The 22,918-nt window shown below is 58.5% G+C and carries 21 protein-coding genes; all 21 read right to left on the reverse strand.

Annotated elements, in window-relative coordinates:
- Positions 1–3: 3 nt before the first annotated feature.
- Positions 4–879, reverse strand: coding sequence for a hypothetical protein (locus I2H31_RS13640; RefSeq protein WP_196293593.1), 876 nt, complete (start codon positions 877–879; stop codon positions 4–6).
- A 5-nt stretch (positions 880–884) separates the two neighbouring features.
- Entirely contained in the window at positions 885–2,012 is a 1,128-nt protein-coding gene (locus tag I2H31_RS13645) for a glycosyltransferase family 61 protein (protein WP_196293594.1), read from the reverse strand.
- A complete protein-coding gene (locus I2H31_RS13650; protein WP_196293595.1) occupies positions 2,009–3,406 on the reverse strand; it encodes an oligosaccharide flippase family protein in 1,398 nt (465 codons plus the stop codon). Before I2H31_RS13650 ends, I2H31_RS13645 begins: the two co-directional genes overlap by 4 nt.
- A 137-nt stretch (positions 3,407–3,543) precedes the next feature.
- Positions 3,544–4,548 (reverse strand): glycosyltransferase family A protein, encoded by a 1,005-nt coding sequence (locus tag I2H31_RS13655; protein ID WP_196293596.1) that lies wholly within the window; start codon positions 4,546–4,548, stop codon positions 3,544–3,546.
- A 176-nt stretch (positions 4,549–4,724) separates the two neighbouring features.
- The gene (locus tag I2H31_RS13660) at positions 4,725–5,711 is read right to left on the reverse strand and encodes a glycosyltransferase (protein ID WP_196293597.1); all 987 of its coding nucleotides are present in this window, start codon (positions 5,709–5,711) and stop codon (positions 4,725–4,727) included.
- A 15-nt stretch (positions 5,712–5,726) separates the two neighbouring features.
- The gene (locus I2H31_RS13665; RefSeq protein WP_196293598.1) at positions 5,727–6,515 is read right to left on the reverse strand and encodes a methionyl-tRNA formyltransferase; all 789 of its coding nucleotides are present in this window, start codon (positions 6,513–6,515) and stop codon (positions 5,727–5,729) included.
- A 5-nt stretch (positions 6,516–6,520) separates the two neighbouring features.
- A complete protein-coding gene (locus tag I2H31_RS13670) occupies positions 6,521–7,447 on the reverse strand; it encodes an NAD-dependent epimerase/dehydratase family protein (RefSeq protein ID WP_196293599.1) in 927 nt (308 codons plus the stop codon).
- A 40-nt stretch (positions 7,448–7,487) separates the two neighbouring features.
- Entirely contained in the window at positions 7,488–8,420 is a 933-nt protein-coding gene (locus I2H31_RS13675; protein ID WP_196293600.1) for an NAD-dependent epimerase/dehydratase family protein, read from the reverse strand.
- A 1-nt stretch (position 8,421) separates the two neighbouring features.
- Complete coding sequence (locus tag I2H31_RS13680; RefSeq protein WP_196293601.1) at positions 8,422–9,525, reverse strand: DegT/DnrJ/EryC1/StrS family aminotransferase; 1,104 nt, start codon at positions 9,523–9,525, stop codon at positions 8,422–8,424.
- 52 nt (positions 9,526–9,577) lie between these two features.
- A complete protein-coding gene (locus I2H31_RS13685; RefSeq protein WP_196293602.1) occupies positions 9,578–11,029 on the reverse strand; it encodes an oligosaccharide flippase family protein in 1,452 nt (483 codons plus the stop codon).
- Between the two features lie 26 nt (positions 11,030–11,055).
- Complete coding sequence (locus tag I2H31_RS13690) at positions 11,056–12,066, reverse strand: glycosyltransferase family protein (RefSeq protein ID WP_196293603.1); 1,011 nt, start codon at positions 12,064–12,066, stop codon at positions 11,056–11,058.
- A 24-nt stretch (positions 12,067–12,090) separates the two neighbouring features.
- Positions 12,091–13,203, reverse strand: a complete 1,113-nt coding sequence (gmd, locus tag I2H31_RS13695; protein WP_196293604.1) for a GDP-mannose 4,6-dehydratase — start codon at positions 13,201–13,203, stop codon at positions 12,091–12,093.
- Between the two features lie 31 nt (positions 13,204–13,234).
- On the reverse strand, positions 13,235–14,170 hold the full coding sequence (fcl, locus tag I2H31_RS13700; protein ID WP_196293605.1) for a GDP-L-fucose synthase: 936 nt from the start codon (positions 14,168–14,170) through the stop codon (positions 13,235–13,237).
- Positions 14,171–14,244: 74 nt separating this feature from the next.
- Positions 14,245–15,225 carry a glycosyltransferase family 2 protein gene (locus I2H31_RS13705; protein ID WP_196293606.1) on the reverse strand — a complete coding sequence of 327 codons (981 nt, stop codon included), beginning with the start codon at positions 15,223–15,225 and terminating at the stop codon, positions 14,245–14,247.
- A gap of 9 nt (positions 15,226–15,234) precedes the next feature.
- Positions 15,235–16,233 carry an STELLO glycosyltransferase family protein gene (locus I2H31_RS13710; RefSeq protein ID WP_196293607.1) on the reverse strand — a complete coding sequence of 333 codons (999 nt, stop codon included), beginning with the start codon at positions 16,231–16,233 and terminating at the stop codon, positions 15,235–15,237.
- A 96-nt stretch (positions 16,234–16,329) separates the two neighbouring features.
- Positions 16,330–17,526 (reverse strand): glycosyltransferase, encoded by a 1,197-nt coding sequence (locus I2H31_RS13715; RefSeq protein ID WP_196293608.1) that lies wholly within the window; start codon positions 17,524–17,526, stop codon positions 16,330–16,332.
- 29 nt (positions 17,527–17,555) lie between these two features.
- Positions 17,556–18,545, reverse strand: a complete 990-nt coding sequence (locus I2H31_RS13720; RefSeq protein WP_196293609.1) for a glycosyltransferase — start codon at positions 18,543–18,545, stop codon at positions 17,556–17,558.
- Positions 18,542–19,156 carry an acyltransferase gene (locus I2H31_RS13725; RefSeq protein WP_196293610.1) on the reverse strand — a complete coding sequence of 205 codons (615 nt, stop codon included), beginning with the start codon at positions 19,154–19,156 and terminating at the stop codon, positions 18,542–18,544. Before I2H31_RS13725 ends, I2H31_RS13720 begins: the two co-directional genes overlap by 4 nt.
- A complete protein-coding gene (locus I2H31_RS13730; protein WP_196293611.1) occupies positions 19,149–19,559 on the reverse strand; it encodes a sugar 3,4-ketoisomerase in 411 nt (136 codons plus the stop codon). The genes I2H31_RS13725 and I2H31_RS13730 overlap by 8 nt, the downstream gene beginning before the upstream one ends.
- A 33-nt stretch (positions 19,560–19,592) precedes the next feature.
- The gene (locus I2H31_RS13735; RefSeq protein WP_196293612.1) at positions 19,593–20,699 is read right to left on the reverse strand and encodes a DegT/DnrJ/EryC1/StrS family aminotransferase; all 1,107 of its coding nucleotides are present in this window, start codon (positions 20,697–20,699) and stop codon (positions 19,593–19,595) included.
- A gap of 178 nt (positions 20,700–20,877) precedes the next feature.
- A complete protein-coding gene (locus tag I2H31_RS13740; protein ID WP_196293613.1) occupies positions 20,878–22,881 on the reverse strand; it encodes a hypothetical protein in 2,004 nt (667 codons plus the stop codon).
- Positions 22,882–22,918 lie beyond the last annotated feature (37 nt).

A 22,918-nucleotide genomic window follows, 5' to 3' on the forward strand; every position in this document is an offset into this window, starting at 1 on the left:
GGGTTACGGCAGCAGCTTGTACCGCATTTTTAAATAATACAGTTCCAGCGGGCTGGCAAATACCTGCTGGTCGATGATGCGCATTAGCGCGGGGTGGCGGTCGTACTGGTGCACGGTGTTGGCCCGCCGGCCCTGGCCATCAAGCAGGTAGCCCTGCGCATCGAGTTGAAAGTCATACTCGTGGCCCATTGTCAGAATGGGTGAGCTTTCGTTGAACAGCTGGCGCACTGGCCACAACGCGCCGGCGTGCAGCAAGTCGTTGTGCACGGCCTGGTCGGCGCAGCCATATGCGTCCTTCAGGTCCAGAATGGCCGTGAGCAAGGTGTGCAGATAGCGCTTCACCTGCGCCAGCGGGCCGAGCGTGGTGCCCGCGCAGCTCACAATTTGGCCGGCCAACTCGGCTAGCTTTTTCGGGCCGTAGCCAGCCAGCACCCATCGTGAGTTGTAATCGCAGGAGCCAATGGTTTTTTCGCGGCTTTCCATGGCCACGTACAAGGCCTGCTCGATGGGAAAATCGAACGGGTCGCGCTGAAACACCACGTCGCGCACGTCGGTCAGCAGCACGTTTTCGAACTCCTGCCCGCGCTTGAGCAGGTAATCGTAGTACAGAAAATGCCGGAAGTTGTAGAGATGAACGGGGTCCGGCAGCTGCTTAAAGTTGTCGGGGTGCGGGTGGTCGATGTAGGGAAAACGGGTTTGGTAAGGCAATACTTCCACCCCCAGGCTGCGCAGCTTGCGCACGGTGTGCGGGCCGGTATGGGGCCCCGCAAACAAGCACACTCGCGCTTGAAAGCCGCTTTTAAACAACGACTTGAAGAACCGCGACAGATGAAAGTAATTGTAGTTGTCGCTGATGCTGAGAATGAGGTTTGGCTTCATCGGAATCATCCGTCAGGAAATAAGTCCGCGAAAATGCGCTGCAAGGCGGCGGGGTCTACTTCCAAATCGGCATCGTTGGCTTCCCAGGATTCGGCGGCACTCTGGCCCTGGCACGGCAGGCAGTAGTACCTTAGTTGCAAAGCATTGGCCAGGTAATAATAACAAGGGTTGAACACCGCCTTGTGGGTGCTGTTGTTCAGCAGTTCCACCACGGTAGCGTTGGGTCGCATAAACAGCATATTGACGAGGTTGGCGCCGTGCACGCCCACCAGCGCGGTGGTTTCGGCCATGATGCACACCTGCTGCTCCAGGCTGAATTCTTCCAGGCAAAGCATTTCGAAACCGTATTGCCGCAGCAAGGGCTCAATGGCGTACTCGTTGAGAAGGCGGCGGAGGCGCTGGCGGCTCCGCGAAGCAAACACGCGCCGCTGGCCGGAGAACGCACTGATTCCGAACGATTCCAGCACTCGGTTGCGCACGGCCAGGGTAAGCGCTGCATCCTGAAAACCGGAAGGCGCCGGATAATCGGGCATGGCCAGTTCGGGTACCTCCGCCACGGTTTCTGGTGGCAGCGGCACCAGGCGCTCAAACCCGAACAGGGCCGCCGTTTGGCGCACGTAGGCCGGAACGGGTGCGGGCAGCAGCAGCGGACAGCCCGGCTGGCTGCGTTGCAGCAGCAGCAGGCGCGGCAGGGTGTCCACCATCCAGTGATAGTAGTTGCCGGCGGCCCAGGGGCCGTGCGCCAGACCGATGACTTCGTCCGCCATGGTCTGCCTCCTCCCCCACCACTGGCGTAGCAAAAAAGTCCCGTTAAACTCGGGCGGCAGGCGGGGCGTGGCCCACACGCTGGGCAGAAACAGCCGCAGCCGCCGAAACACCACGCCGTGCCACGACACGGCCACGTTGCGCAGCCGGTGCACGCGCCGCGCTGGCAAAGCAATGCCGTGGCCAAACAAGGCGCGAAAGGCCGCGGGCAGTTGGTCGGCATTGTGCGGCAGCGGCACGGGCCGAGCCGGCACAGCGGGCAGCAGCGCCGGGACTTCGGCGCTGGTCCAGTTGCCGCGCACCCGGCCGATGCCGCGAATGGCACGGTCGGATAAGTGTTTGGCAAGCCAGTAGATTCGCGCGTTCATCCTTTCGCAATGAAATGCTGAAGTCCCAGGCGCCCAAAATGCAGCACGGCCAGCAGGCCGGCAAAGTACGCCACCTGCTCGATGGCCACGCGCCACGCACGCACCCTTAAAGCGGCCAGCAATACGTAAGAATTCAGGGCCGTGAGCACCAGGCTCACCGCGCTGTACGCGCCCACGGCGGCCAGAAACCCGTGGCTTTGCACCACTAAATAAACGGCGACGAACCGGGCCAGCAGCAGCACAGCGTTGAAAAAAAGGTCGTAAAGCTGCTTGTGCACGATGGTGTAGACCGACACGAAGATGTAGTAGTTGACGCGAAAAGCGTAATAGCTGGCCAGCAGGCAGGCCACGGCTCCCGCCGTTTGCCACTGCGCGCCGAAAACAGCGGGAAAAATGAGGTCGCCCAAAATGGCACCTGCCGCAAAGGGAATGGCCAGCGCCAGGAATATTTTCCGGAAATAGCTGCCGCAAAACTGGCCCAGCCGGTCCACGCCACCTTCGTGAAAAACTTGCACCGCCTCGCGCATGACCACTGGCGACAGGGCGCCGCCAATCAGCGCCACCGGCAGCTCCAACATACTGGAGGCAAAGGCAAAGGCCCCTACTTCGGCCGAAGTGCTAAACTTCTTAAACAATAAGACGGGCAATTGCGACGACACAATGTTGAGGTAGGTAGACGGCAGCACCTGCGTGGGAAAGCGGCGAAAGAAGTACACCGTTTTGAACAGCCGCCGCAACGAGGCGGGCACCACCAGTGGCTGCAGCAGGCGCCGCGGCAGGCGCGCCAGCACCACCCCCACCGCCACCAGCCGGTTGAGCACATCGCCGAGAATGAACCCGCCGGGCGACGGCCCAAACCACAGCGCGTGCGCAATGGTGTAGCCCTTGCCCGATAGGTTGGCGCTCACGTCGGACACGGCCCGCACCGAGTACTTGTTCTCGCGAATGCACAAGGATTGCAGGCACGAAGCCAGCACCGACAGCACCAGCAGAAAGGGAATCCAATACGTCATGCCCCCAATGCGATGAATGTCAAAAAACGACAAAAGGTGGTCTTCAAACAGCCACAGCAAGCCCAGAAAACCAATTGACACCAACGTGCTGAGCCACAGCGTGAGCTGAGCCAGGGCCGCAAACCGCTCGATGCGCCTGGGCAGCAGCAGGGCCCCGAGGTAATTGAGGCTTGCCACGATGGACAAGTTGCCCAGTAAGATGCTGAACACCGCATATTCGCCGTAGTCGGCGGGCCGGTAGAGCCGGGAAATGACTGGCGAGAGCAGCATGCCCGCCGCCGTAATGGCCGCCGACCCCGAGAAGCCAATCACCGCCTTGCGAAAAACGGGGTTGGTCAGGAACCGCCCGGCGTTTGCAAATGGGGAAACAAAGTTGGCCATTAGTGGAGGGAGGGCTGCCGCCGCAAGGCGCCACCGCACGCCAGGCATAAACGGTTTTGGCCCATAACGGTGCTGATGCCAGCCCTTGGTGAGACGGTTTCGAGGACGATACCCGGTTACAGCACAACCAATGTGACTTACCGCAGGGCTTTGGTTAATTGATTGTTTCTGAACAGAAATTCGGTGGGATGCGTAGCGTTGTAAGTGGCCATCAGGTGCTCGGCCACCTCAAATGCGGCAGATAATTGAGCGGTTTCATCGGCCGGAGCCAGAGCGGGGACATAGCCGGTGGGTATGGCGGTGTTGCCTTGGTATTGGGGCCAGTTCAGCCACTGAAACAACGCGCGCTTGGCAGGGCGAAACGGTTTTTTGAGCAGTTCGAGCCATCCTGACTGGTAGCGCACAAAATCGAAAAAAGTGTGGCCAATGCGCTGGTCGTAATAAAACCGCATTCGATTGGCCTCTTCGATGCTTGCGCGGCTAGCCTTGCCCCGGTTCATTACCCGAAAGTTACTCTGCGGATTTTCAAGCCGTACGCTCAGCATAGCCGTGCTCCAAGCCAGGTTCACGTTTAAGCTGGTGATGCGGTAAGTAAATTCGGTATCGACCTGCACCACCCCCGTGTAGAACAGCCCTGTCAAGGCTAGCGAGCTGCGCCGTATCAGCAAGGGCAAACCAATCAGCCACACCACTTCTTCCTGCGCCAGCCACCGCTGAAAATTATCGGCCACGTCGTCGTACAGCGTGGCCATGTTCAGTTGTTCCAGGTGCATGAGGGCAGAGTTGCCGGTGAGCACATCCACTTCGGGATGGCCCAGCAGAAAAGCTTTGGCCTCTCGGATGGCAGGATAATAAAACGCATCATCGTCGGTGATGAGCTTAAGCAATTCGCCCCGCGCCCGCAGCATGGCCTTGTTAAATCCGTGCCCCTCCCCTTTGTCGCGCTCCGACACAAACTGCTGAATGTGGCCGGCTTCAAATAATTCCTGCAAGTATTCGCGGGTGCCATCTGTGCTGCCGCCGTCTACCACCACGATTTCTTCGTCGGCCTGCCGCGCTGCTATCAGCCGCGCGGCCGCCTGCCGAAGATAGGGCAGCTTATTGTAAGTAGTTAATACATAAGATAAGTTGTAGTCGGGCATTCTAAACAATTAGACTAAATCCGGCAGCGCTTCCTCAGGCAAAGGTGTGGTAAAGAGGTAAACCAGCCAAAAGCGGGCAGCGAGAAGTATCTACTTCTGCTGCCCGCCCGGGCCACCACTTTGATGGCAATAGTATAGAAATCCCTACTTAAAAAAGTGGCAGCCCGACGCCTCGGCTACCCTTTCTGCAACACTTTGTCGATGCCGCCGGCCTTGTAGACAAATTCTATAGGGTGCGTTTGGTTGTAGTGTTCCATAAACTCGTCGCAGACGCGGTACGCCGCTTCCAATTGCCCCTCGCCAGCAGCAGGTTGATAATTGGTTGCGATTACCTCAGCTTCAGGCGCAGGTTCTATCTGTCTTAATCCCAATCGGGCAAACAAAAGTCGTTTGGCCGGCCGAATGGGCCGCTTAACAGCTTCAAACGCGGACTGCAACCGCGTGCTTGCCGTGGGCGGCGCAACCCGGGCATAAGCGAAACGAGCCTTGTCGTGTTCGAGTTTGATGGCTTCGGGTTTCATGCGATTGAAATTGCCGTCCGCGTTATCCAAATGCATACTCAACACGCCGGAGCACCAGGCAATATTGGTTTTCAGGCTGGTGATGCGATAGATAAACTCCAAATCAATCAGCACGATGCCAGTGGCGAAAAGGCCCGTCAGCGCCAGCGACTTTCTCCGCACCATCATGGGCAGGGCAATCATCCAAAAAGGCGTGCGGTTCTGCAGCCATTCCTGGTATTTCTGAGCCGGTTCGTAGGGTACGCGCCCCTGCGTTAAGTCGTGCAACGCTGTCTTGGCGCAATTGCCCAGCACTACGTCAACGTCAGGATTGGCTTCCATAAATTCCAACGCCCGCCGGATGGTTGGATAATGATAGGCGTCGTCGTCGGTAACAATTTTCACCACTTCGCCCCGCGCCATCATCATGCCTTTATTAAATCCGTGCGCCTCCCCCTTGTCGCGCTCAGAAATAAATTGCTGAATCCTTCCTTCCTCAAATAATTGTCGCAAATAGGCCGTAGTTCCATCGCTGCTACCGCCATCGGCAACTACTATCTCCTCGTCTGCCCGCCGAGCCTGAATTAACCGGCCCAGCACCTGCTGCAAATAAGCAAGCTTATTATAAGTAGTTACAATATAAGATATTCTGTAAGTAGCCATGGCTGGAAGCAATAATTATTGTTGTTCGTGTTGGGCTTGCGCAACGACATCATAGCGTCGTTCGCCAATCTGCAGCCACGGCTTGGATATGGGTTCAAACGTAGTAGCCCGAATGAACCGCTCAATTTTTTCCTGGTCCCAGTCAAGCTGAACCTGCAGGCCATTCGGCTCCTCAAACTTGTAGTAAGCGCCCAGGCCTTCTTGCGGCTTCCGGGGCAATGGTTCTTCCCGAACAAAATATTGCAGCGTGCGCTCGAAAGAGCCCACTCCCGCCTCTACACACCGCATGTACAGCGTACGGGCGGTGTCGGTTGGCAATACGGGTATCCAGTCTTCAAAAATGATGTCGCCCGTATCGATGCCTTCGTCTATGTAATGAGTAGTTACGCAGGTTTTCGTCTCCCCGTTAAGGATGATATGCGTGACCACGAATCTTCCCTGGTATTGCGGCAGATGACCGTAGTGAAAATTAATAATTTCCATTCCCGGCAGTTCAATCAATTCTTTCGGGATGATTCGGTCGCAGAAGACATTCAAAATGGTGTCTATCTGACGCTTTTTGAAAAGCTCGACAATCTCTGTCTTTTTCAAAGACGGGACGTCGAGTATTTCGAATCCCAGGCGTTGCGCTTCCATGAGCACCGATGGATTCCAGTCAGAATCGGGAGTTCCGTCTTGCCGCAGGCCCATGACGAAATGCACATTGAAGTGTTCACGATAGCGCGCCATCACTTCCAAACAGCGAAAGCCAAGGGCTCTTCCGCCCATATACACCACGTTGCGTTTCACGACAGGTTGATTCATGTAGTTTAAAGAACTGACTGATAATAACGAATGGTGGCGGCAAGTCCCGCCTGAAAATCAGTAAAGGAAAAGTCCGGAAAGGCTGCTCGGAATTTTACATTACTCATCACTTTTTTTGGCACCCCATCGGGTTTGGTTAAGTCGTATTGTATAGCGCCGTCAAACCCAACTGCTTGTTGGATGATGCGGGCCAGCTCGCGAACGCTGAGTCCTTCGTTTTGCGCAACACTTATTGGGGTATCCAACTCCGGTCGGTACGGGTCATGCGCAATTTCCAGCATCAGCCGCGCCAAATCGGGCGCGTAAATCCATTCGCGAATGACGTTGCCGGTGCCCCAAATACTTACTTCCTTCTGGTTGGTACGCTGTGCGTGCACAAACTTTGAAACCAGCGCATCCAAAACCGCTGTCTGGTTGGGGTCGGTGGAATCTTCGGGGCCGTACATGTTGGGCACCAACAAGTAAACGCTGCGCACCGCATGGCTGAGCCGGAAGCTTTCCCCGGCTGCCCACACAAGGCGCTTGGTGGCGGCAAACGGCAACACGGTCGGGTGCAAAGGCCCGTCTTCCCAGTCCGTATCCACCAAATGCTCGGCTTTGGCCGGAAACACACAATTGGCCAACGGATGGATAATGACCGCCTTGGGGCAAACAGCAACCATTGCGTTATATACTGACAGCAGCATCGCTGTATTGTCGGTAAAAACGCGTGAGGCGTGCTCGGTCACGTAATTGAAGCTTCCCACGTGCGCTGCGCAATGCATCACAACATCCGGCTGGACTTCAGCAAAAAAACGTTCGACTTGCTTTTGGTCCCGAATGTCTACCCCCGTGCTCAGGGATGCCCCAACGTATTCTACCGAAGCTTGCTGGAGTGCATTAGCCACATTTTTACCTAAAAACCCCGTATGACCGAGCAGAGCAATTTTCATAAAGCGAACAACTTACTGGAAAAAGAAAATCAGATTTTTACTAGTAAGGAAACCGGCTTTCGTAGTCGGCTGTCGTTTGCTTAATGCCTTGCTGAAAGTCAGTAAACTCAAAATCGGGGAATACTTGCCGGAAGAGCCCATCGTCCATCACTTTGCGCGGGGCGCCGTCGGGCTTGCTGTGGTCCCAGGTAATGCGGCCTTTGTAGTGAAAGTTCTGCTGGATGATATCCACCAATTCTTTCACGCTCAGGCCCGAATTCTGCGCAATGTTCAGCGGCTGTTCCAAGCCCGGCCGTTCCGGGTGCAGCAGCACCTGCCACACCAAACGACCGAAATCTTTGGCGTAGAGCCACTCCCGAACGGCTACCCCGGTGCCCCAAATCGGCAATTCCTGCTGATTTATCTTTTCAGCTTTTACAAACTTGGAAATCAGCGCATTGAGTGCGTGCGCCTTGTTGGGGTCGGTCGAGTCATGCGGACCATACATGTTGGGCACCAGCAAATTAATGCTGCGTACGGCGTGTTGCATCATGAAGCATTCGCCCACGGCCCAAAGCAGGCGGCGGGTGGCTCCGTAGCTCAGCACCGACCGGTGCAAGTGCCCGTCCCACCACGCTTCTTCCTTGAATACGTTGGAAGTGGCCGGATACGCACAATTGGCAATCGGATTGATGACAATGGCGCGCGGACATGCCAGGGCGATGGCTTCGTACATGCCCAGAATCATCCGGGAGTTGTCGGCTATCACGCGGGCCGCCTGCTCAGTTACGTAGTTCAGGCTTCCGACGTGAGCCGCGCAGTTGATGATAAAATTGGGGCGGTGCAACCGCAAAAAGTCGGTTACTGCTTCGGTATCGCCAAGGTCCAGCCCCAAGCTCAGGGAGCTTTCGACCGGATTGACGCCCATTTCCCGCAGCACCTCCGCCACGTTGCGGCCTACGAAGCCCGTGGCTCCAAACAAAACTACTTTCATCTTACCAGCCCTGCTTAATGGTGGTCACCACGTACTCCAGTTCCTCTTCGGTCAGGGCATCGTGGATAGGAATATGAATTTGCGTCGCATTGAAACGCAATTGATTCGTCAATTCTTCGCGCGTCCCCCCGAACAGTGAGTTATGGTCAATGCCGTCGTGCACCACCGAAGCCGTGATGCCCTTCGCTTTGAGCGCCCGAATGAACGCCAACCGGTTTTCTACGTGCATACCGAACAGCCAGTAAGCACTTTCGCGGTCGGCGGCGTCTTGCAACAACGTAATGCCGGGCACGTTGACGAGTTCCTGGCGGTAGCGTTTTGCCAAGGCGCGGCGGCGCGCCATTCGGTCGTGAAAACCCGTCAGGTTGGCCAAACCCAGTGCGGCGGAATAGTCGTTCAAATGGTACTTGAACCCCACGGCCGAGATGTCGTATTCCCGTTCGCCCAACTCCGACATGGGAGAATTGGCGCGGTCGATGCCAAACCACCGCCGCTTCAGGGCTTCCTGCGCCATGGCGGGGTCGAGACAGCAGATGGCGCCTCCATCACCAGTCGTGAGGTGCTTAATTGCCTGAAAAGAGAAGCAGGTAATGGGCGAAATGGCGCCAATTGCCCGGCCTTTGTAAGTAGCCCCGGGCGCGTGCGCAGCGTCTTCAATAACCAACAGGTTGTGCTTACGAGCAATTGCCTGGATTTCGTCCATGTCGCACGGATACCCGCCCCAATGCACCGCCATGATGGCCTTTGTGCGCTCGGTGATTCGCTTTTCGATATCGGCGGGGTCAATGTTGCCCGTTTCGTATTGAATGTCGGCAAACACGGGCGTAGCGCCTTGCTGCGACACCACCAGGGCCGACGCAACGAACGTTTGCGGCGATAGGATGACCTCATCGCCGGGCCCAATCCCTGCCAGTATCATTGCCAGGTGCAAGGCACTGGTGCCGCTGTTGAGCGCCGCCGGGTTCACCATGCCCAGTTCGGATGACAACCCGGCCTCAAATTCTTTGACCAGTTTGCCTTCGCTCAGAAAAGTAGTGGCAAGCACTTCGCTCACGCGCTGTTGAGCACTGGGGTGAATGTAGGTATTAAAAATGGGGACTTGCATTACGAGGTTCTGTTTTGATGTCCTAAGTAGCCGATGATGGTAATGTGTTGGCTCAGAGATTGGGAAAGAAATGTTCGATGCCGTAACGAAGTCCTTTCAAAAAGCCAAGCGTAATTAGCATCATTCCAACGGTGCGCATAGCAATGCGGAAAACGGGCAGACGCAAGAAATGCATCACTTGCATGTCAATCAAAAAGGTAACCAGCAAGCTGCTAAGACCAAATAAAAGCATTGCCAAATTGGCGTCGTGATAATAGATGCCGATAGACAACGCCAACGCCCTGGCTCCCAATAGTGCCCCGCTGGTAATAAGCCCGTGGTTCTGCTTCCCCAGCACGTTATATATCATGCTAGTGGCATGAGAAGTTAGCTGGAAAATATAGTAGTAGCCCAGATAACCCGTGAAGACCCCGGACATTTCCCACTTCGGACCGAAAATGTATTTAAATATCCAGTCACCGAAAATGGTGATGAATCCTAGTGGGAGCAGCCCTAAGTACAGCAGCTTGTTGTAAATATTAAGGGTGATATCCTTCAGACGCTCGGGCTCGGTGTTCTGCACTTCGGCAGCCTTCTGATAAAACACCGGAGCAATGCCCGCGCCTATCAGGGCCAGTGGGATATCCAGTAGCGCTGCAGCAAAAGAATAGGACCCTGCTATTGTGGCGCCAAAGCTGCTTGACAGCAGCAAAACGGGCAGTTGAATGGACAACGTGCGCACGTAGCCGGCTGGCAGCACGTACAACGGAAACTCGCGGTACTTGTAGGCCGCCCGCCAAATGCGGCGCCAGGAAAACGTGCGCCACAAAGCCCCCAACTCCTGTTGAAAGCCGCTGCGCAGCAAGCCCACAAACAAAGTCACTTTGCCGAACGCGTCGCCGAGAATAAGCCCCGCGCTATAGCCACCGGACAACCAGCCATAACCCAGCGTGAATCCCCGGCCCACCACCGACATGGTTACGTCGGCGGTAGAGCGGGTGCGAAAGGACTTGGTCCGGATATACCAGCTGCTCATTGTCAGGCCAAAGTTGTAGAGCAACATCAGCACGGGAATCAGGTATATCCACGCCCCCAGCGACTGCAAATCGAGCCAGCGCACCAAGTGGGCCCCTAGCAACCCCAGCGCCACGATTACCACCCCGAACATGCCCAGCGTCAGCACCACGTTGAGCTGCACTACGGCCAAGGCATCGCGCTTGGCACGCGGCAGCGGGATGGCGCTGGTGTAAGCCAACGTAGCCAACACATTCAGGTTGTTCACCACCGAGTTGAACACGGCAAATTGGCCGTAGGCAGCGGGTGAATAAATGCGCGATAGTATTGGCGTAACCAGGAAGCCAAGGGCCGTGACGATGGCCGACCCCGACATTGACACTAAGAAATTCTGCGCAAACGAGCCCGGCTGCCGTAAAGCCGTCAAGTTTTGTCGAAGCGCAGTGGTCAGACGTTGATACAAAATAGGGGCAAATTCATCCGAACCCGACGCGTAACTGGTCGGCGGCATTCAACTAAATAAAACAGGCAAGGCGCCTATTCGGTCTGGCAACCCAAGCGCTGGTACTGTGCTTTAAAGCAGCCGGTCCAGCGTGTCCACTCAGAATAAGTCGTGCGAGGGTCGTGGGCCGCTTCCAAGAAAGTGCGCAGGTAATCTTCGGGCAAGTCGCGAGGGAAGCCACGCATTGCGTCCAATTCGCCCCGCAGCCACGCTTGGTTGAGGTGGTAGCTAAAGCGAAAAACGTCGAAGTCGACGCCTGCGAACATGTTGGTGGCGGAAGTAATAAACGAGGTCTTCGTCACTTCCCGCTGGCTTTTGGCGAACCGGGGCCGGTGTTGCCGCTGCCATTGCACTGCCCGCCGCAGCTGCTGCGCCTCATCAATGGACACCTGCGAGTCTTCCCACAGGTGCAACCAGTACGACTTATCGAAGAAAGCCGAAGCCACCGAATACAACGCATAGAGCGGGAGTTGATATTCCAGGTCGGGCTTAAAAAATCGCAGCAGCCCAAGCCGGAACAAGACCGAGCGCACTCGCAACTCGTTGAGAAACACCAGCCGGGTAGCGAGTGGAATTTCGGGCACCAGTTCTTCGAGATTTTCAGCCAACGGCAGCCGCCTGCCCGGCACCAGACGCGGGTTTCCCAACCAACTCAACTTTATGGTAGCCAGCCGATGTTGCCGCATCTGTTGGGCCATAAAATCCAGGTCCAGTGGCTCTATGAGCCATATATCGTCTTCAAGCAGCAGAAAAATATCTGTGCACTCCTCAATTTGAGCCTTCCAGAAGGAAATGGGAATAATCCGCTCGTCGAATTGGCCTTCGCCCGCTACGTGCCGGTGCAGGGCTGCTGCCTTCTGCTCATAGCGGGGCGAATGCGCAATTTTGACGTGCGGAAATAATTCCTGAATCCGACGCAGGTACTGGGCCGGAGTACCATCGTCGAGAATCCGGACGGTATACGTCCCCGTTACGTAACGCTCAATGCTACGCAGGCATCGCTCCAGATAAAAAGGGCGATTGAATGATTTGACGACGATGTCCATGCCAAGCCAGTGCGCAGCCAGCTACTACTCGTGGTAGTTGTACACTTTGTGGCCGCCTTTTAGCAGATAGGCGTCCCGACGGAACAATTCCACGTCGGCATGCATCATATCCTTTACCAATGCCTGCAGGTCGTACTCGGGCACCCAACCCAGCTTGCTCTTCGATTTGGTGGGGTCGCCAATGAGGAGTTCGACTTCCGTAGGGCGGAAGTATTTGGGGTCCACTTCGACCACTACCTGCCCCTCGGCTACCGTGAAATCGGGATTGGCGCAATGCACTACCCGGGCTTTTTCTTCGGCTCCTTCGCCTTCAAAGGCCAGTTCAACGCCTACCTCGGCAAATGCCATCCGCACGAAGTCGCGCACGGTGGTGGTCACGCCGGTAGCGATGACGTAATCTTCGGGCTCATCCTGCTGCAAGATGCGCCACATGGCTTCCACGTAGTCCTTGGCGTGGCCCCAGTCGCGCTGGGCATCCAGATTACCAAGGTATATTTTCTGCTGCAGGCCCATTGCAATGCGGGCAGTGCCGCGCGTGATTTTGCGGGTCACAAACGTTTCGCCCCGCAACGGGCTCTCATGGTTGAATAAAATGCCGTTGCAGGCATACATGCCATAAGCCTCGCGGTAGTTCACCGTAATCCAGTAGGCGTAGAGCTTGGCCACTGCGTAAGGCGAACGCGGGTAGAAGGGCGTCGTTTCGGATTGCGGCACGGCCTGCACCAGCCCGTAGAGCTCCGATGTGCTGGCTTGGTAGATGCGGGTTTTCTGCGTAAGACCGAGCAGGCGCACGGCTTCCAGGATGCGCAAGGTGCCAATGCCGTCGGCGTTAGCTGTGTACTCGGGCGTGTCGAACGACACCTTCACGTGCGACATCGCGCCGAGGTTGTAAATCTCGTCGGGCTGCACCTCCTGGATGATGCGAATCAGGTTTGTCGAATCCGACAAGTCACCGTAATGCAGCTTGAAGCGCACGTTGGACTCGTGCGGGTCCTGATAGAGGTGGTCAATCCGGTCGGTGTTGAATAGCGACGAACGGCGTTTGATGCCGTGTACTTCGTAGCCCTTACTCAGCAGCAATTCAGCCAAGTAGGCACCGTCTTGGCCGGTGATACCGGTCACTAACGCTTTTTTCATAAACTAGGTGTTATTACTAAATCAAATCGAATTATGCGAGCTGCGCTGATTGCACAAAATCGGCGTATACGCCCCGAATGCCTTCGGGCAGTTCAATGCGGTAACGCCAGCCCACCTGGGCTAGCTTGCTCACATCCAACAGCTTGCGCGGAGTACCATCCGGGTAGCTGGTATTGAAACGGATGCTGCCGGCGTAGCCCACAACATCGCGCACCAAATCGGCTAGCTCACTGATACTCAAATCAGTTCCAGTGCCCACGTTCACCAAGCCGGGCTCGTTGTAGTTTTCCAGCAGCCAGTAGCAGGCATCGGCCAAGTCGTCGACGTGCAAAAACTCGCGGCGCGGCATGCCCGTGCCCCAGACTTCCACCTCGGGTGCCCCGGCCAGCTTGGCTTCGTGAAATTTGCGCAGCAGCGCCGGCAGGACGTGCGAGTTATCTAAGTCGTAGTTGTCGTGCGGCCCGTACAAATTGGTCGGCATAGCCGAGATGAAGTTGCACCCGTATTGGCTACGGTAGGCGTCGCAGAGCTTGATGCCGGTAATTTTAGCCACTGCATACGGCTCGTTGGTATTTTCCAGCTTGCCCGTGAGCAGCGCATCTTCCTGCAGGGGTTGCGGAGCCATTTTGGGGTAGATGCAGGACGACCCCAGGAACAACAGCTTTTTCACCCCCTGCACGTAGCTCTGGTGAATGACGTTGGCCTCAATCATAAGATTTTCATACAGAAAATCTGCCCGGTAAGTATTATTGGCCTTGATACCGCCAACCTTGGCGGCAGCCAACACTACATACGCAGGTTTCTCCTCGGCAAAAAATCGAGCCACGGCGGCTTGGTCGCGCAAGTCAAGCTCAGCGGATGTTCGCGTCACTAAATTGGTGTAGCCGGCCTGTTGCAGCCGGCGCACCATAGCCGAACCCACCATTCCACGGTGGCCTGCTATGTAAATCTTTGCATCTTTTTCCATCACAGTTCTTATCAGGTCTTGCCGATGTTCGTCCGAGCATCGCCGCCTAACCACGCTAGTTTGCTATAAACAGGTTATTTTTCAGTTTCTTTCCACCAGTCCAGTTCCACAGGAGTCGTAGTAGCTATGCTTCCGGCCGCAGGCTGCCGGAATATAGCATTCGGCAAAAGCTTTTTGATAATCGGATTTACACTGGCCCCCAGAATCATGCGTTGGGTGCGAGGGCTATAGCTTAACAGGCCGGGTAGCTTGCGGAAAGCAATGGGCCGGGCGGCGCTCATGTCGCGCTTGCCAGTCCAGTTGATTTCCCAGTAGGTGTAGAGGTTGCGGCGCTCGTCGTCGCTGAGCCGAAACTTCTGGCCGTAGCGGGGCTCCTGCTCGCACAGCTCCACCATTTTCACCAGATTCGGGTACCACTTATCGCTGGTGGTGGTGCGCTGGTCGGGGTGCAGTTGGTACACGGCCAGCATGTCGGAGATGTAGCGGCCGGGCGCCAGGTGGGCTACCCGATACCACTGGTCGATGTCGGCACACATGTCCACCTCGCGGCGCATACCGCCGGTTTCCTCAAAGAACTTGCGCTTGACGAAAGTGGCGTGCTGCGGCGGAATGGATTGAAACAGAATGGAACGCGGCGTAATGTCCCCAGTAGGGCTGCTGCTGCTCACGATGTTGCCTTGCAAGTCGATGGCGTATTCGCCACCCGAAATAAAGCTGGCTTTGGGGTAATGCTGAAACGCCGCCGCCATGGCCCGAAACGCGCCGGGCAGGTAGTAATCGTCGGAGCTCTGAATGGCCAGAATCTCGCCGGTGGCGCGGGCCACGCCCTTGGTCACGGCGTCGACGAAGCCTTTGTCGCGCGCCGACCACCAGATGAGGCGGTCGCCATACTTCTTCAGTACGTCGACGGTTTCATCGGTCGAGCCGCCGTCCGACACGATGATTTCCACCGCACCGGGGTAATCTTGCTTCAGGATGCTGAGCAGCGTACGGTCGATGAACCGGCCTTGGTTCCAGGACGGGATGACGATGGAAAGGGAAGGAAACTCCTGCATCGGGAAAGCTTACTTGGTCAACGCGGCCACGTCGGCCAGCCACAAATCCAATAGTTCGATTTCCTGGGCCGTCACAATGTTTTCCTTGGCCAGCTCGGCGTAGGCGCGGCGCAGGTTTTCGCTCACGGTGTTGGCCGGGTCGATGGCGCGCTTCACGGCCGCAATCACGCGGTTGGGGTGCAGGTAGCAGGGAATTTCCGACTCAAAATCCTTCACGTAATCGTGCGGGTTGCGCTCCTGCAGCACCGTGGCTTCGGTGAAGCCCAGGCGGTAGCCGTGTGCCCACATGATGGGCTGGGCCACCAGACCGCGCAGAATGTCGGTGAAGCGGAACGTAACGTAGGCCGGCAGGTAGAGCAGCGGGAAAAGCTCCTGGCGCACGGCCGTGTTCTGCGAGTTGAAGGGGCAGAGCGTACCTTCGGGCAGGACGATGGGGGCACGCTTGTCGAAGAAAATCTCGGTGTTGTCGACCAAGCGGTAGATGGCATCCACGTCCGGGTCGGAATCGGCCAAGCCCTGCCAGAAACCGATTTTAGCCGTTTCGGCCGTCAGGTCGGCCTCTTTCAGGTTGTGGTCGTCGTTCAAAATCAGGTCCAGCGGATAGCCGCGGGGCCAGATGTGGTGGCTGGTGAAGTTCTTGTAGATGTTCACGAAGCCTTTATCGGCCGGCGCGGTGTCAAACTGGCCTTCAAAGGCCGGAAATACCCAGCCATCATAGGGAATGTTGTCGTCATCGGTGTCCACAATGACCGTGGCACCGGCCTGAATGGCGTGCAGGTAGCCCAACATCTTGCGGCCGTAGTGGTTGAACGGCAGCTTTTCGCTCATGCGGAACCCTTGGGCTTCCTGAGCAGCCACCGACAGGTATTTCACGCCGTCGGCCTGCCAGTCGGCGGGCGATTTTTTGTCGCCGGCCACCACGAGCTGGTATTCGGGCATGGCCGCAATCTTGGTAACTGCTTTAGTAGGAGCGAAAATAGAGGTGATGACTACGTAGGTCTTTGACATAAAGTGGGGCAACAAAAAGAATCCTGGTGAGCCATCCCTGTTCCGGTTGGCCGAGGCAAAGGTACGTCAGCTTAGCGCGTGTAACACGCTATGGCTTTACAAAGCCATGCGGTCGAGCAGGGCAGCGAAGCTGGCCGCGTAAGCGGGGCGGGTGTGGTGGGCCGCCGCAAAGGCTTGCACCGCCGCCGAGCGTCGGGCCAACTCGGCTTCGGGCCAGGCCAGCATTGTTTGCACGTGCTCGCGCATGGCGGCAATGATGGCGTCGGGCTCCTGGCTGGCAATTTCAAAGCCCAAGTGGGCGGCCCGCACCGTGGCGGTCTGCGTCACAAGGGGGATGAGGCCGAAATGCAGCAGCTGGGCCACCGCCCCTCCCCCGCCCTCCGAAGCACTAGGATACACGGCGCCGATGCAGTTGTTGGCGATTTTGGCGAAGGCCGGCTTGGCCACGTCGACCCAGCCCAGGTAGTGCAGGTTGGGGTGCGCGTCGAGCAGCGGCTTGAGCCACTGCCAGAGGCGCGGCTCCCGTTCGATGCCGCCCGCGATGTAGAGGTGAGCTTCCGGCAGTTCGCGAAATGCTTCCACGGCCAGGTCCAGCCCTTTGAGCACCGCGCCGCCGCTGCCTAGCCACAGAAAGTTGGTGCGGGCGGCGGGCACGTTTTTGGGCACGTGCGCCGGCACCTCGGCCACGGAAATATCGAGCTGATGTCGCTCGGGGCGCGCGTTGTAGAGCAGGCCCTGGAAGGGCGTGCCCAGCAGGGTGATGTAATCGGCGTACTCATCGGAGAAGCTGATGCGGGTCTGGCGCTCGGGCCGCACCCAAATGCCGGTGCGGTCCCGAAACGCTTTGATGCGCATCATCTCGGCCAGGTTCTGAAAGGCCCAGTGGTTTTCGGTGCAGTAGAAAACTTTTTTGACCGGCAGTTCGGGGGGGCATTCGGCTAGTCGGTCGCTCTGCACAAAAGCGGCGGCGTAGCGCGGCCAGTCGATGGGCTCGGGGCAGAACACGTCATAGAAATCGACCACGTAGCCGCGCTCGTTCAGCTGGCGCACCATCTCGGCAATCTCCCAGTACATGGAATGCTCGTTGAGCATGGGCGCGCTTTCGAGCTTGCCGGCCACGTAGTATGGCATGGCGTGCATCACATAAACCACCAGCGCGCGGGGCGCCGCCGGCCCCAGCTTGCCCAGCCCAATGTCGCGGATGGACCCACCGCCGAGAGGCGCGAATAGCCGGTCGGCCGTTTGGCGCAACGCTTGGGCCAAGCGGAAACGAATGCCGCGAATTGTAGGCATGATGTGCTTCTGGGAACTGCGTAAATAATTTAATGACCGGCCGCCACGTTCGTGCCGCCTTTGCCCGTCACCCGCTTGAGGGTTCCGAAAGCGCTAGCCACCGCGGTAGCGGGCACGCCCAGGTGGGCAGCCAGCAGCAAGGCCAGACCGCGTGCGTGCCGGTGCTGCTGCCAGCTCCGGCGCAGCCACTTCACGCTGTCGGGGCTACCCAGCAGGTAGAGCTGCTCCGAGAACTCGCGCAGGTGGCGGGCGATGATGGCATCGCCTTCCGGACTCACGCCCACGTGCTTTTGCAGCAGGCGGAGGTTGGTTTCGATAATCTGGGCGCGGCGCTTGTGCAGGGCCGAAGCGCCGTGAATGCGGTAGTGACAGGTGACTTCGGGCTGGTACAGAAAATCAAACTCGCGGGATATGCGCAGCCACATGTCCCAGTCCTCATAGGCCAAATTTTCATCGAAGGGTCCCACTTGGTCGAAGCACTCGCGGCGGATGAGCACGGTCATGGCGCCCAGGAAATTGGTTTTCAGCATTTCCAACCACACATTACCCGAGAAAGGCGTAATTTGGCCCGTCTCATATACCGACGGAACGATGACCTTGCCAGCCGGGTCAATTTTGCTTACGTCGCTGTACACCAATCCCACTTTGGCAGAGGCAGCTTCAAGCAGCGCCACCTGAGCGGTGAGTTTCTCGGGCAGGAAAAGGTCATCGGAACCGATAATGGAGATGTATTTTCCTTTGGCAGCGTTCAGAAACCGGTTGAAGGTATGGCACACGCCTCGGTTGGGGTTGTTCACCAACAATTGCCCTTTCACTTCGGAATGGGTTTTAAGCCAATCCGCAATCAATTCGGCGGAGTCGTCTTTAGAACCGTCATCGACCACCACCAATTCCCAATGCGGATACGTCTGATTCCGAATGCTTTCCAGCGTTTCGACGATATAAGCCGCGTTGTTATACGAAGCGACGCCGATGCTGACCAATGGCCCAGTTCCTAGCGCGGAAGCAGCAGGGCTCATATGGCTGCCACGGTGTTCGCCACGGGCTCCAGGCCGGCGGGCGTTTCGTGGTACCGGGCGCCGGTTGCGGCTGCGTGCCAGTGGCCAGGCTGATTGGGCACTGGCAGCAACTTATCGCCTTGTTCATCAACCCAGCCGTGCTGGCGAGCGGGGTTGCCGTACACCAGCGCGTAGGCGGGCACGTCGCGGGTGACCACGGCGCCGATGCCCGTCAGGGCGTACCGGCCAATGGTGATGCCAGCGAGAATAGTGGAGTTGGCCCCCAGCGACGCACCGTGCTGCACCACCGTGGGCAGCAAAGCATATGCGGCGTTTTTACTGCGTGGACGTACGTCGTTGGTGAACACCACATTAGGCCCCACGAAAACATTGTTTTCCAGCACGATGCCGTCCCAGAGATACACGCCACACTTCAGGGTTACGTCGTTGCCGATGGTGACCTTGTTTTCGACAAAGCAATGGTCGCAGATGTTGCAGCCGGTGCCTATTGTGGCGCCCGGCAACACGTGCGCAAAGGCCCATACCCGAGTGCCGGCGCCAATGGCCGTACTTTCCACCAGGGCCTGGGGGTGGCAGTAATAAGGGCGGTCGGTGGGTGTGGAATCAGGCATTGGTCGTAGCAGCCAGCGCTTTAAAATGGTTGTATTCGCGGATGTAGTCGTCTTCGCTGTACTCCATCGAAGCCAAGCACATGAGCACCGCGTTGTGTGAAAACTTGATGGTGCGCCAGTACAGCTTGGGAATGTAGAGGCCGAGGTTGGGAGAATCGAGCACGAAGGTTTCGGACTTGCCGTCCAGCCCTTCGAGCACGAACTCAATCCGGCCGCTGGTGGCAAAAATTAACTGTTCTAAATCGTGGTGGGCATGGTGTCCCCGAATCACGGAATCGGGGGTGAAGTACGTCCAGTACACCCGTTGCACGATGAATGGCAAGGTGCTGTTTTCGCCCACCGTGATATACCCCAGGGCGGGAGAGCCTATTTTGGAAAACTCAATCAGACGAGGAACCGACATGGGAGGAGTATAGCGTAAAAAAGCAGTCAACAGCTAGCGGCCGAAGAACTCGCGCACGGCAGCGGCCACGGCTACTACGTGTTCCTCCGTCATGCCGGGCCACATGGGCAGGCTCAGGCTGGTCGCGGCCAGTTCTTCAGCTATGGGGTAGGTGCCGGCCGGAATGTTGAGGTGGGCGTAGGCCTGCTGGCGGTGCGGCGGCACGGGGTAGTGAATGAGGGTGCCGATGCCGGCCTCGGTGAGGTGGGTTTGCAGAGCGTCGCGCTGGTTGGTGCGCACCACGTAGAGATGGTAGACGTGGGTGGCCCCGTCGGCCACGGCCGGCAGCTGCAGCCCTTCGATGCCGGCGAGGTGCTGGTCGTAGAGGGCGGCCACGCCTTGGCGCTGGGCAGTCCAGCTGGGCAACTGCGGCAGTTTCACGCGCAGCACGGCAGCTTGCAGCTCGTCGAGGCGGGAGTTGTGGCCGATGACTTCGTTGTAGTACTTCTGCTGCGAGCCGTAGTTGCGCAGCGTGCGGATTTTGGTGCCCAGGGCTTCGTCGTTGGTGGTCACGGCGCCGGCGTCGCCAAGGGCGCCCAGGTTCTTGCCGGGGTAAAAGCTGGTGCCGTTCACCTGGCCGAAGCTGCCGGTGAGGCCGCCCTGCCAGGTAGCGCCCTGCGATTGGGCGTTGTCTTCGACCACCCACAGGCCGTGGCGCCGGGCCACTTCCTGGATGGGGCCCATCTCGCAGGCCTGGCCGTAGAGGTGCACCGGCATGATGCCCTTGGTGCGCGGTGTGATGGCGGCTTCGAGGCGGGCGGGGTCGAGGTTGTAGGTGCGCGGGTTGGGCTCGACGGGTACCGGCACGCCGCCAACGAATGAGATGGCCAGCCAAGTGGCGATGTAAGTATTGCTGGGCACGATGACTTCGTCGCCGGGCTGCACCCCCAGGGCCTCCAGCGCCAGGTGCAGCGCGTCGAGGCCGTTGGCTACGCCGATGGTGTGAGCCACCTTATTGAACGTGCTGTATTCAGATTCGAAAGCCTTTACCTGCTCGCCCAGCACGTACCACTGCCTGTCGTAGACGTCGGCCATGGCGGCCAGCATTTCGGAGCGGATGGGGTCGTGCTGCGGGGCAAAAGAGAGAAATGGAATGGTCATGAACGAGGCCGGAGAAGCAGAATTATGGACTGCAAAGATAGCAGGGTCCTACCCGACCCGGCATCAGCGGCGGCATCTTCTTGTGGCTGGGCTGCTTTCGGTAGCGCTAAATAGGGTTACTCGCGCTTTTCGCCCGTTCGATTCCATTTTACAGATTATCGATTCTGAGCCGCGTTATTCATTTTTGGCCTGCCTCAATTAGCTCAGCAGTATTGGGTTGTTGCATGGTCGGCGGGGCCGCTGGCTTCAGCACGTACAGCACTTCGCCCGAGGTAGCGTCATGGTAGCTCGTGCGCACCAGCGGGCGCAGCGAAAGTGGCAGCACGGCCCGGCGCGAGGCGCAAATGAACGCCAGTCCGGCTCGCCGCACCATTGCCACCGGCAGGCTGTCGGGCGGCACTGGGCGGCCTGCCAGGCGCTCGAACTGCCCCAGCCGGTAGAGCGTGGTGTTGCGCTGGGCTTGCCGCGCTTCAATGGCGCTGCGCGCAAAGCGCGGGTCGGTGTCCAGGCTGTCGGGCACCAGCGCCGACAGCGACAGCAGCTGGTAGTCGTTTTTAAAATTGGACACGTAGGTGCCCGCCGTGTAGGAATCAGCCCACAGCATATAAGCGTTTTCGTAGTCGGCATCGGCCAACAGGTACCCGCCGCGGTTGGGCAGGCTGCGCAGCACTGGCCCCACCTGCCGCAAAAACTGGTCGGAAAAGCGGCCGTTGCCGGCGCTGTCGGTGCGGGCGTTGAGCAGGGCCAACCCGGCCAGGCCGGCCAGGGCCAGCAGGGGCCGCGTGGCGCCGGGGCCCCGCACCGCACGGCCCAGCAGCACGGCCAGCACGGCCGCCGAGAGGGGCAGAATGGGGTTGGAAAAAAACTGAAACCCGTCGAGGTAGTGGTGGCCGATGGCGCGCATCAGGGCCGCACCCAGCACGGTGGCCGCGGCCCAGGCCAGCAGCGGCCGGTGGGCGGGGTCCAGGGCGTGGGGGCCTTGCCGGTAGCCCAGCGCCGCCACCAGCCCGGCGTAGCCCGCGTAGTAAAGCGCGTACGTGAGCAACGCGCCGATGGCAATGTTGAGCACCAGCCGCGCTTCGCTGAGCGGCGGCACGATGGTGGCCAGCGCCACGGCCCGCTCCGCCCCCGGAAACTGAAACGGCTCGGGGCGTAGCAGGTAAAACAGTCCCAGCAAGAGCCCCGCCCCCGCCGTGGGCAGCACTAGCGCCGCTGCCTCGCGCCACGACGCCCGCCCGGTGGCCCGCAGGTACAGCGCCAGGCCCACCGCCCCGATGCCGATGGCCGCCGCTGTGGAAATGAACGCCAGCGTCACGGTGGCCAGGGCCAGTCCGGTTGCCCGGTAGCGCTGGCGCAGCAGCAGCAGCACGCTCAGCAGCTCAAATAAGTAAATGGAGCCCAGCTTCGGGTTCAGCACCAGCGGCAGGTGCGCCAGCAGAGAGCCGTGAACCACCGCCGGAAACCGCGTCAGGTACGGCCAGCAGGTGCCCGTGACGGTGAGCGTGGCCAGCCCCAGCACCGCCGCCCACCCGGGCCGCAGCCCACCGTGCGCGTAAATGGCCGCAAAGCCCACCGCACTCACCGTGAGCAGCACGCTGGCCACGCTCACGAAGCAGACCCAGACGGAGGGCAGTCCCGTGACGCGCACGGCCAGGGCATTGAGCCACAAGCCGAAATAATGGTAGGGCTGCGCGGTTTGAAACTGCGGGTACAGCACCTCCAGCGAATTGGTTTCGATGCCCAAATGGTTGAGCGGCAGCGTGAGGCGGCTGTAGTACACGTAGTCGTGAAACGGCGTTTGCAGAAACGCCGCGCCCGGCTCGTACACCAGCAAAAACTGCCCGGCAAACACCAGCAGCCCCATGCCCAGCCCCCAGCCCAGGTACCGCCGCCAAGGAAAAGCGAACGTGGAAACCGGCCCCGGGCCCGCTGTTTCGCGCAGGGCGTGCAGCACGCCCAGCACCAGCAGCAGCACCGGCAGCAAGGTGGTGGCGCCACGCGTCTGGAGAATGGCGTAGCCGCCCGCCAGCAGGGCCAGCCCGCTAAGCAACCGCAGGAAAATGGCAAAAAAAGCTTCGTCGGCCGCCGGGCGCAGCCACCGCACGAGCACTGCGCCCAGGCCGTAGCTCAGCCCCAGGCCGCCCGCCGCCGCCGCCAGCAGCTGCACACTTATCAACATCATCTTTTCACTCTCTTAAGGGACGGTCCCGAACTGGGTT

The organism is Hymenobacter ruricola (assembly GCF_015694525.1).
Lineage (GTDB): Bacteria > Bacteroidota > Bacteroidia > Cytophagales > Hymenobacteraceae > Hymenobacter > Hymenobacter ruricola.

Excerpts from the sequence above, each read along its gene's own strand:
- I2H31_RS13640 (WP_196293593.1), bottom strand. The coding sequence starts at position 879 with ATGAAGCCAAACCTCATTCTCAGCATCAGCGACAACTACAATTACTTT.
- I2H31_RS13645 (WP_196293594.1), bottom strand. The coding sequence starts at position 2,012 with ATGAACGCGCGAATCTACTGGCTTGCCAAACACTTATCCGACCGTGCC.
- I2H31_RS13650 (WP_196293595.1), bottom strand. The coding sequence starts at position 3,406 with ATGGCCAACTTTGTTTCCCCATTTGCAAACGCCGGGCGGTTCCTGACC.
- I2H31_RS13655 (WP_196293596.1), bottom strand. The coding sequence starts at position 4,548 with ATGCCCGACTACAACTTATCTTATGTATTAACTACTTACAATAAGCTG.
- I2H31_RS13660 (WP_196293597.1), bottom strand. The coding sequence starts at position 5,711 with ATGGCTACTTACAGAATATCTTATATTGTAACTACTTATAATAAGCTT.
- I2H31_RS13665 (WP_196293598.1), bottom strand. The coding sequence starts at position 6,515 with ATGAATCAACCTGTCGTGAAACGCAACGTGGTGTATATGGGCGGAAGA.
- I2H31_RS13670 (WP_196293599.1), bottom strand. The coding sequence starts at position 7,447 with ATGAAAATTGCTCTGCTCGGTCATACGGGGTTTTTAGGTAAAAATGTG.
- I2H31_RS13675 (WP_196293600.1), bottom strand. The coding sequence starts at position 8,420 with ATGAAAGTAGTTTTGTTTGGAGCCACGGGCTTCGTAGGCCGCAACGTG.
- I2H31_RS13680 (WP_196293601.1), bottom strand. The coding sequence starts at position 9,525 with ATGCAAGTCCCCATTTTTAATACCTACATTCACCCCAGTGCTCAACAG.
- I2H31_RS13685 (WP_196293602.1), bottom strand. The coding sequence starts at position 11,029 with ATGCCGCCGACCAGTTACGCGTCGGGTTCGGATGAATTTGCCCCTATT.
- I2H31_RS13690 (WP_196293603.1), bottom strand. The coding sequence starts at position 12,066 with ATGGACATCGTCGTCAAATCATTCAATCGCCCTTTTTATCTGGAGCGA.
- gmd (WP_196293604.1), bottom strand. The coding sequence starts at position 13,203 with ATGAAAAAAGCGTTAGTGACCGGTATCACCGGCCAAGACGGTGCCTAC.
- fcl (WP_196293605.1), bottom strand. The coding sequence starts at position 14,170 with ATGGAAAAAGATGCAAAGATTTACATAGCAGGCCACCGTGGAATGGTG.
- I2H31_RS13705 (WP_196293606.1), bottom strand. The coding sequence starts at position 15,225 with ATGCAGGAGTTTCCTTCCCTTTCCATCGTCATCCCGTCCTGGAACCAA.
- I2H31_RS13710 (WP_196293607.1), bottom strand. The coding sequence starts at position 16,233 with ATGTCAAAGACCTACGTAGTCATCACCTCTATTTTCGCTCCTACTAAA.
- I2H31_RS13715 (WP_196293608.1), bottom strand. The coding sequence starts at position 17,526 with ATGCCTACAATTCGCGGCATTCGTTTCCGCTTGGCCCAAGCGTTGCGC.
- I2H31_RS13720 (WP_196293609.1), bottom strand. The coding sequence starts at position 18,545 with ATGAGCCCTGCTGCTTCCGCGCTAGGAACTGGGCCATTGGTCAGCATC.
- I2H31_RS13725 (WP_196293610.1), bottom strand. The coding sequence starts at position 19,156 with ATGCCTGATTCCACACCCACCGACCGCCCTTATTACTGCCACCCCCAG.
- I2H31_RS13730 (WP_196293611.1), bottom strand. The coding sequence starts at position 19,559 with ATGTCGGTTCCTCGTCTGATTGAGTTTTCCAAAATAGGCTCTCCCGCC.
- I2H31_RS13735 (WP_196293612.1), bottom strand. The coding sequence starts at position 20,699 with ATGACCATTCCATTTCTCTCTTTTGCCCCGCAGCACGACCCCATCCGC.
- I2H31_RS13740 (WP_196293613.1), bottom strand. The coding sequence starts at position 22,881 with ATGATGTTGATAAGTGTGCAGCTGCTGGCGGCGGCGGCGGGCGGCCTG.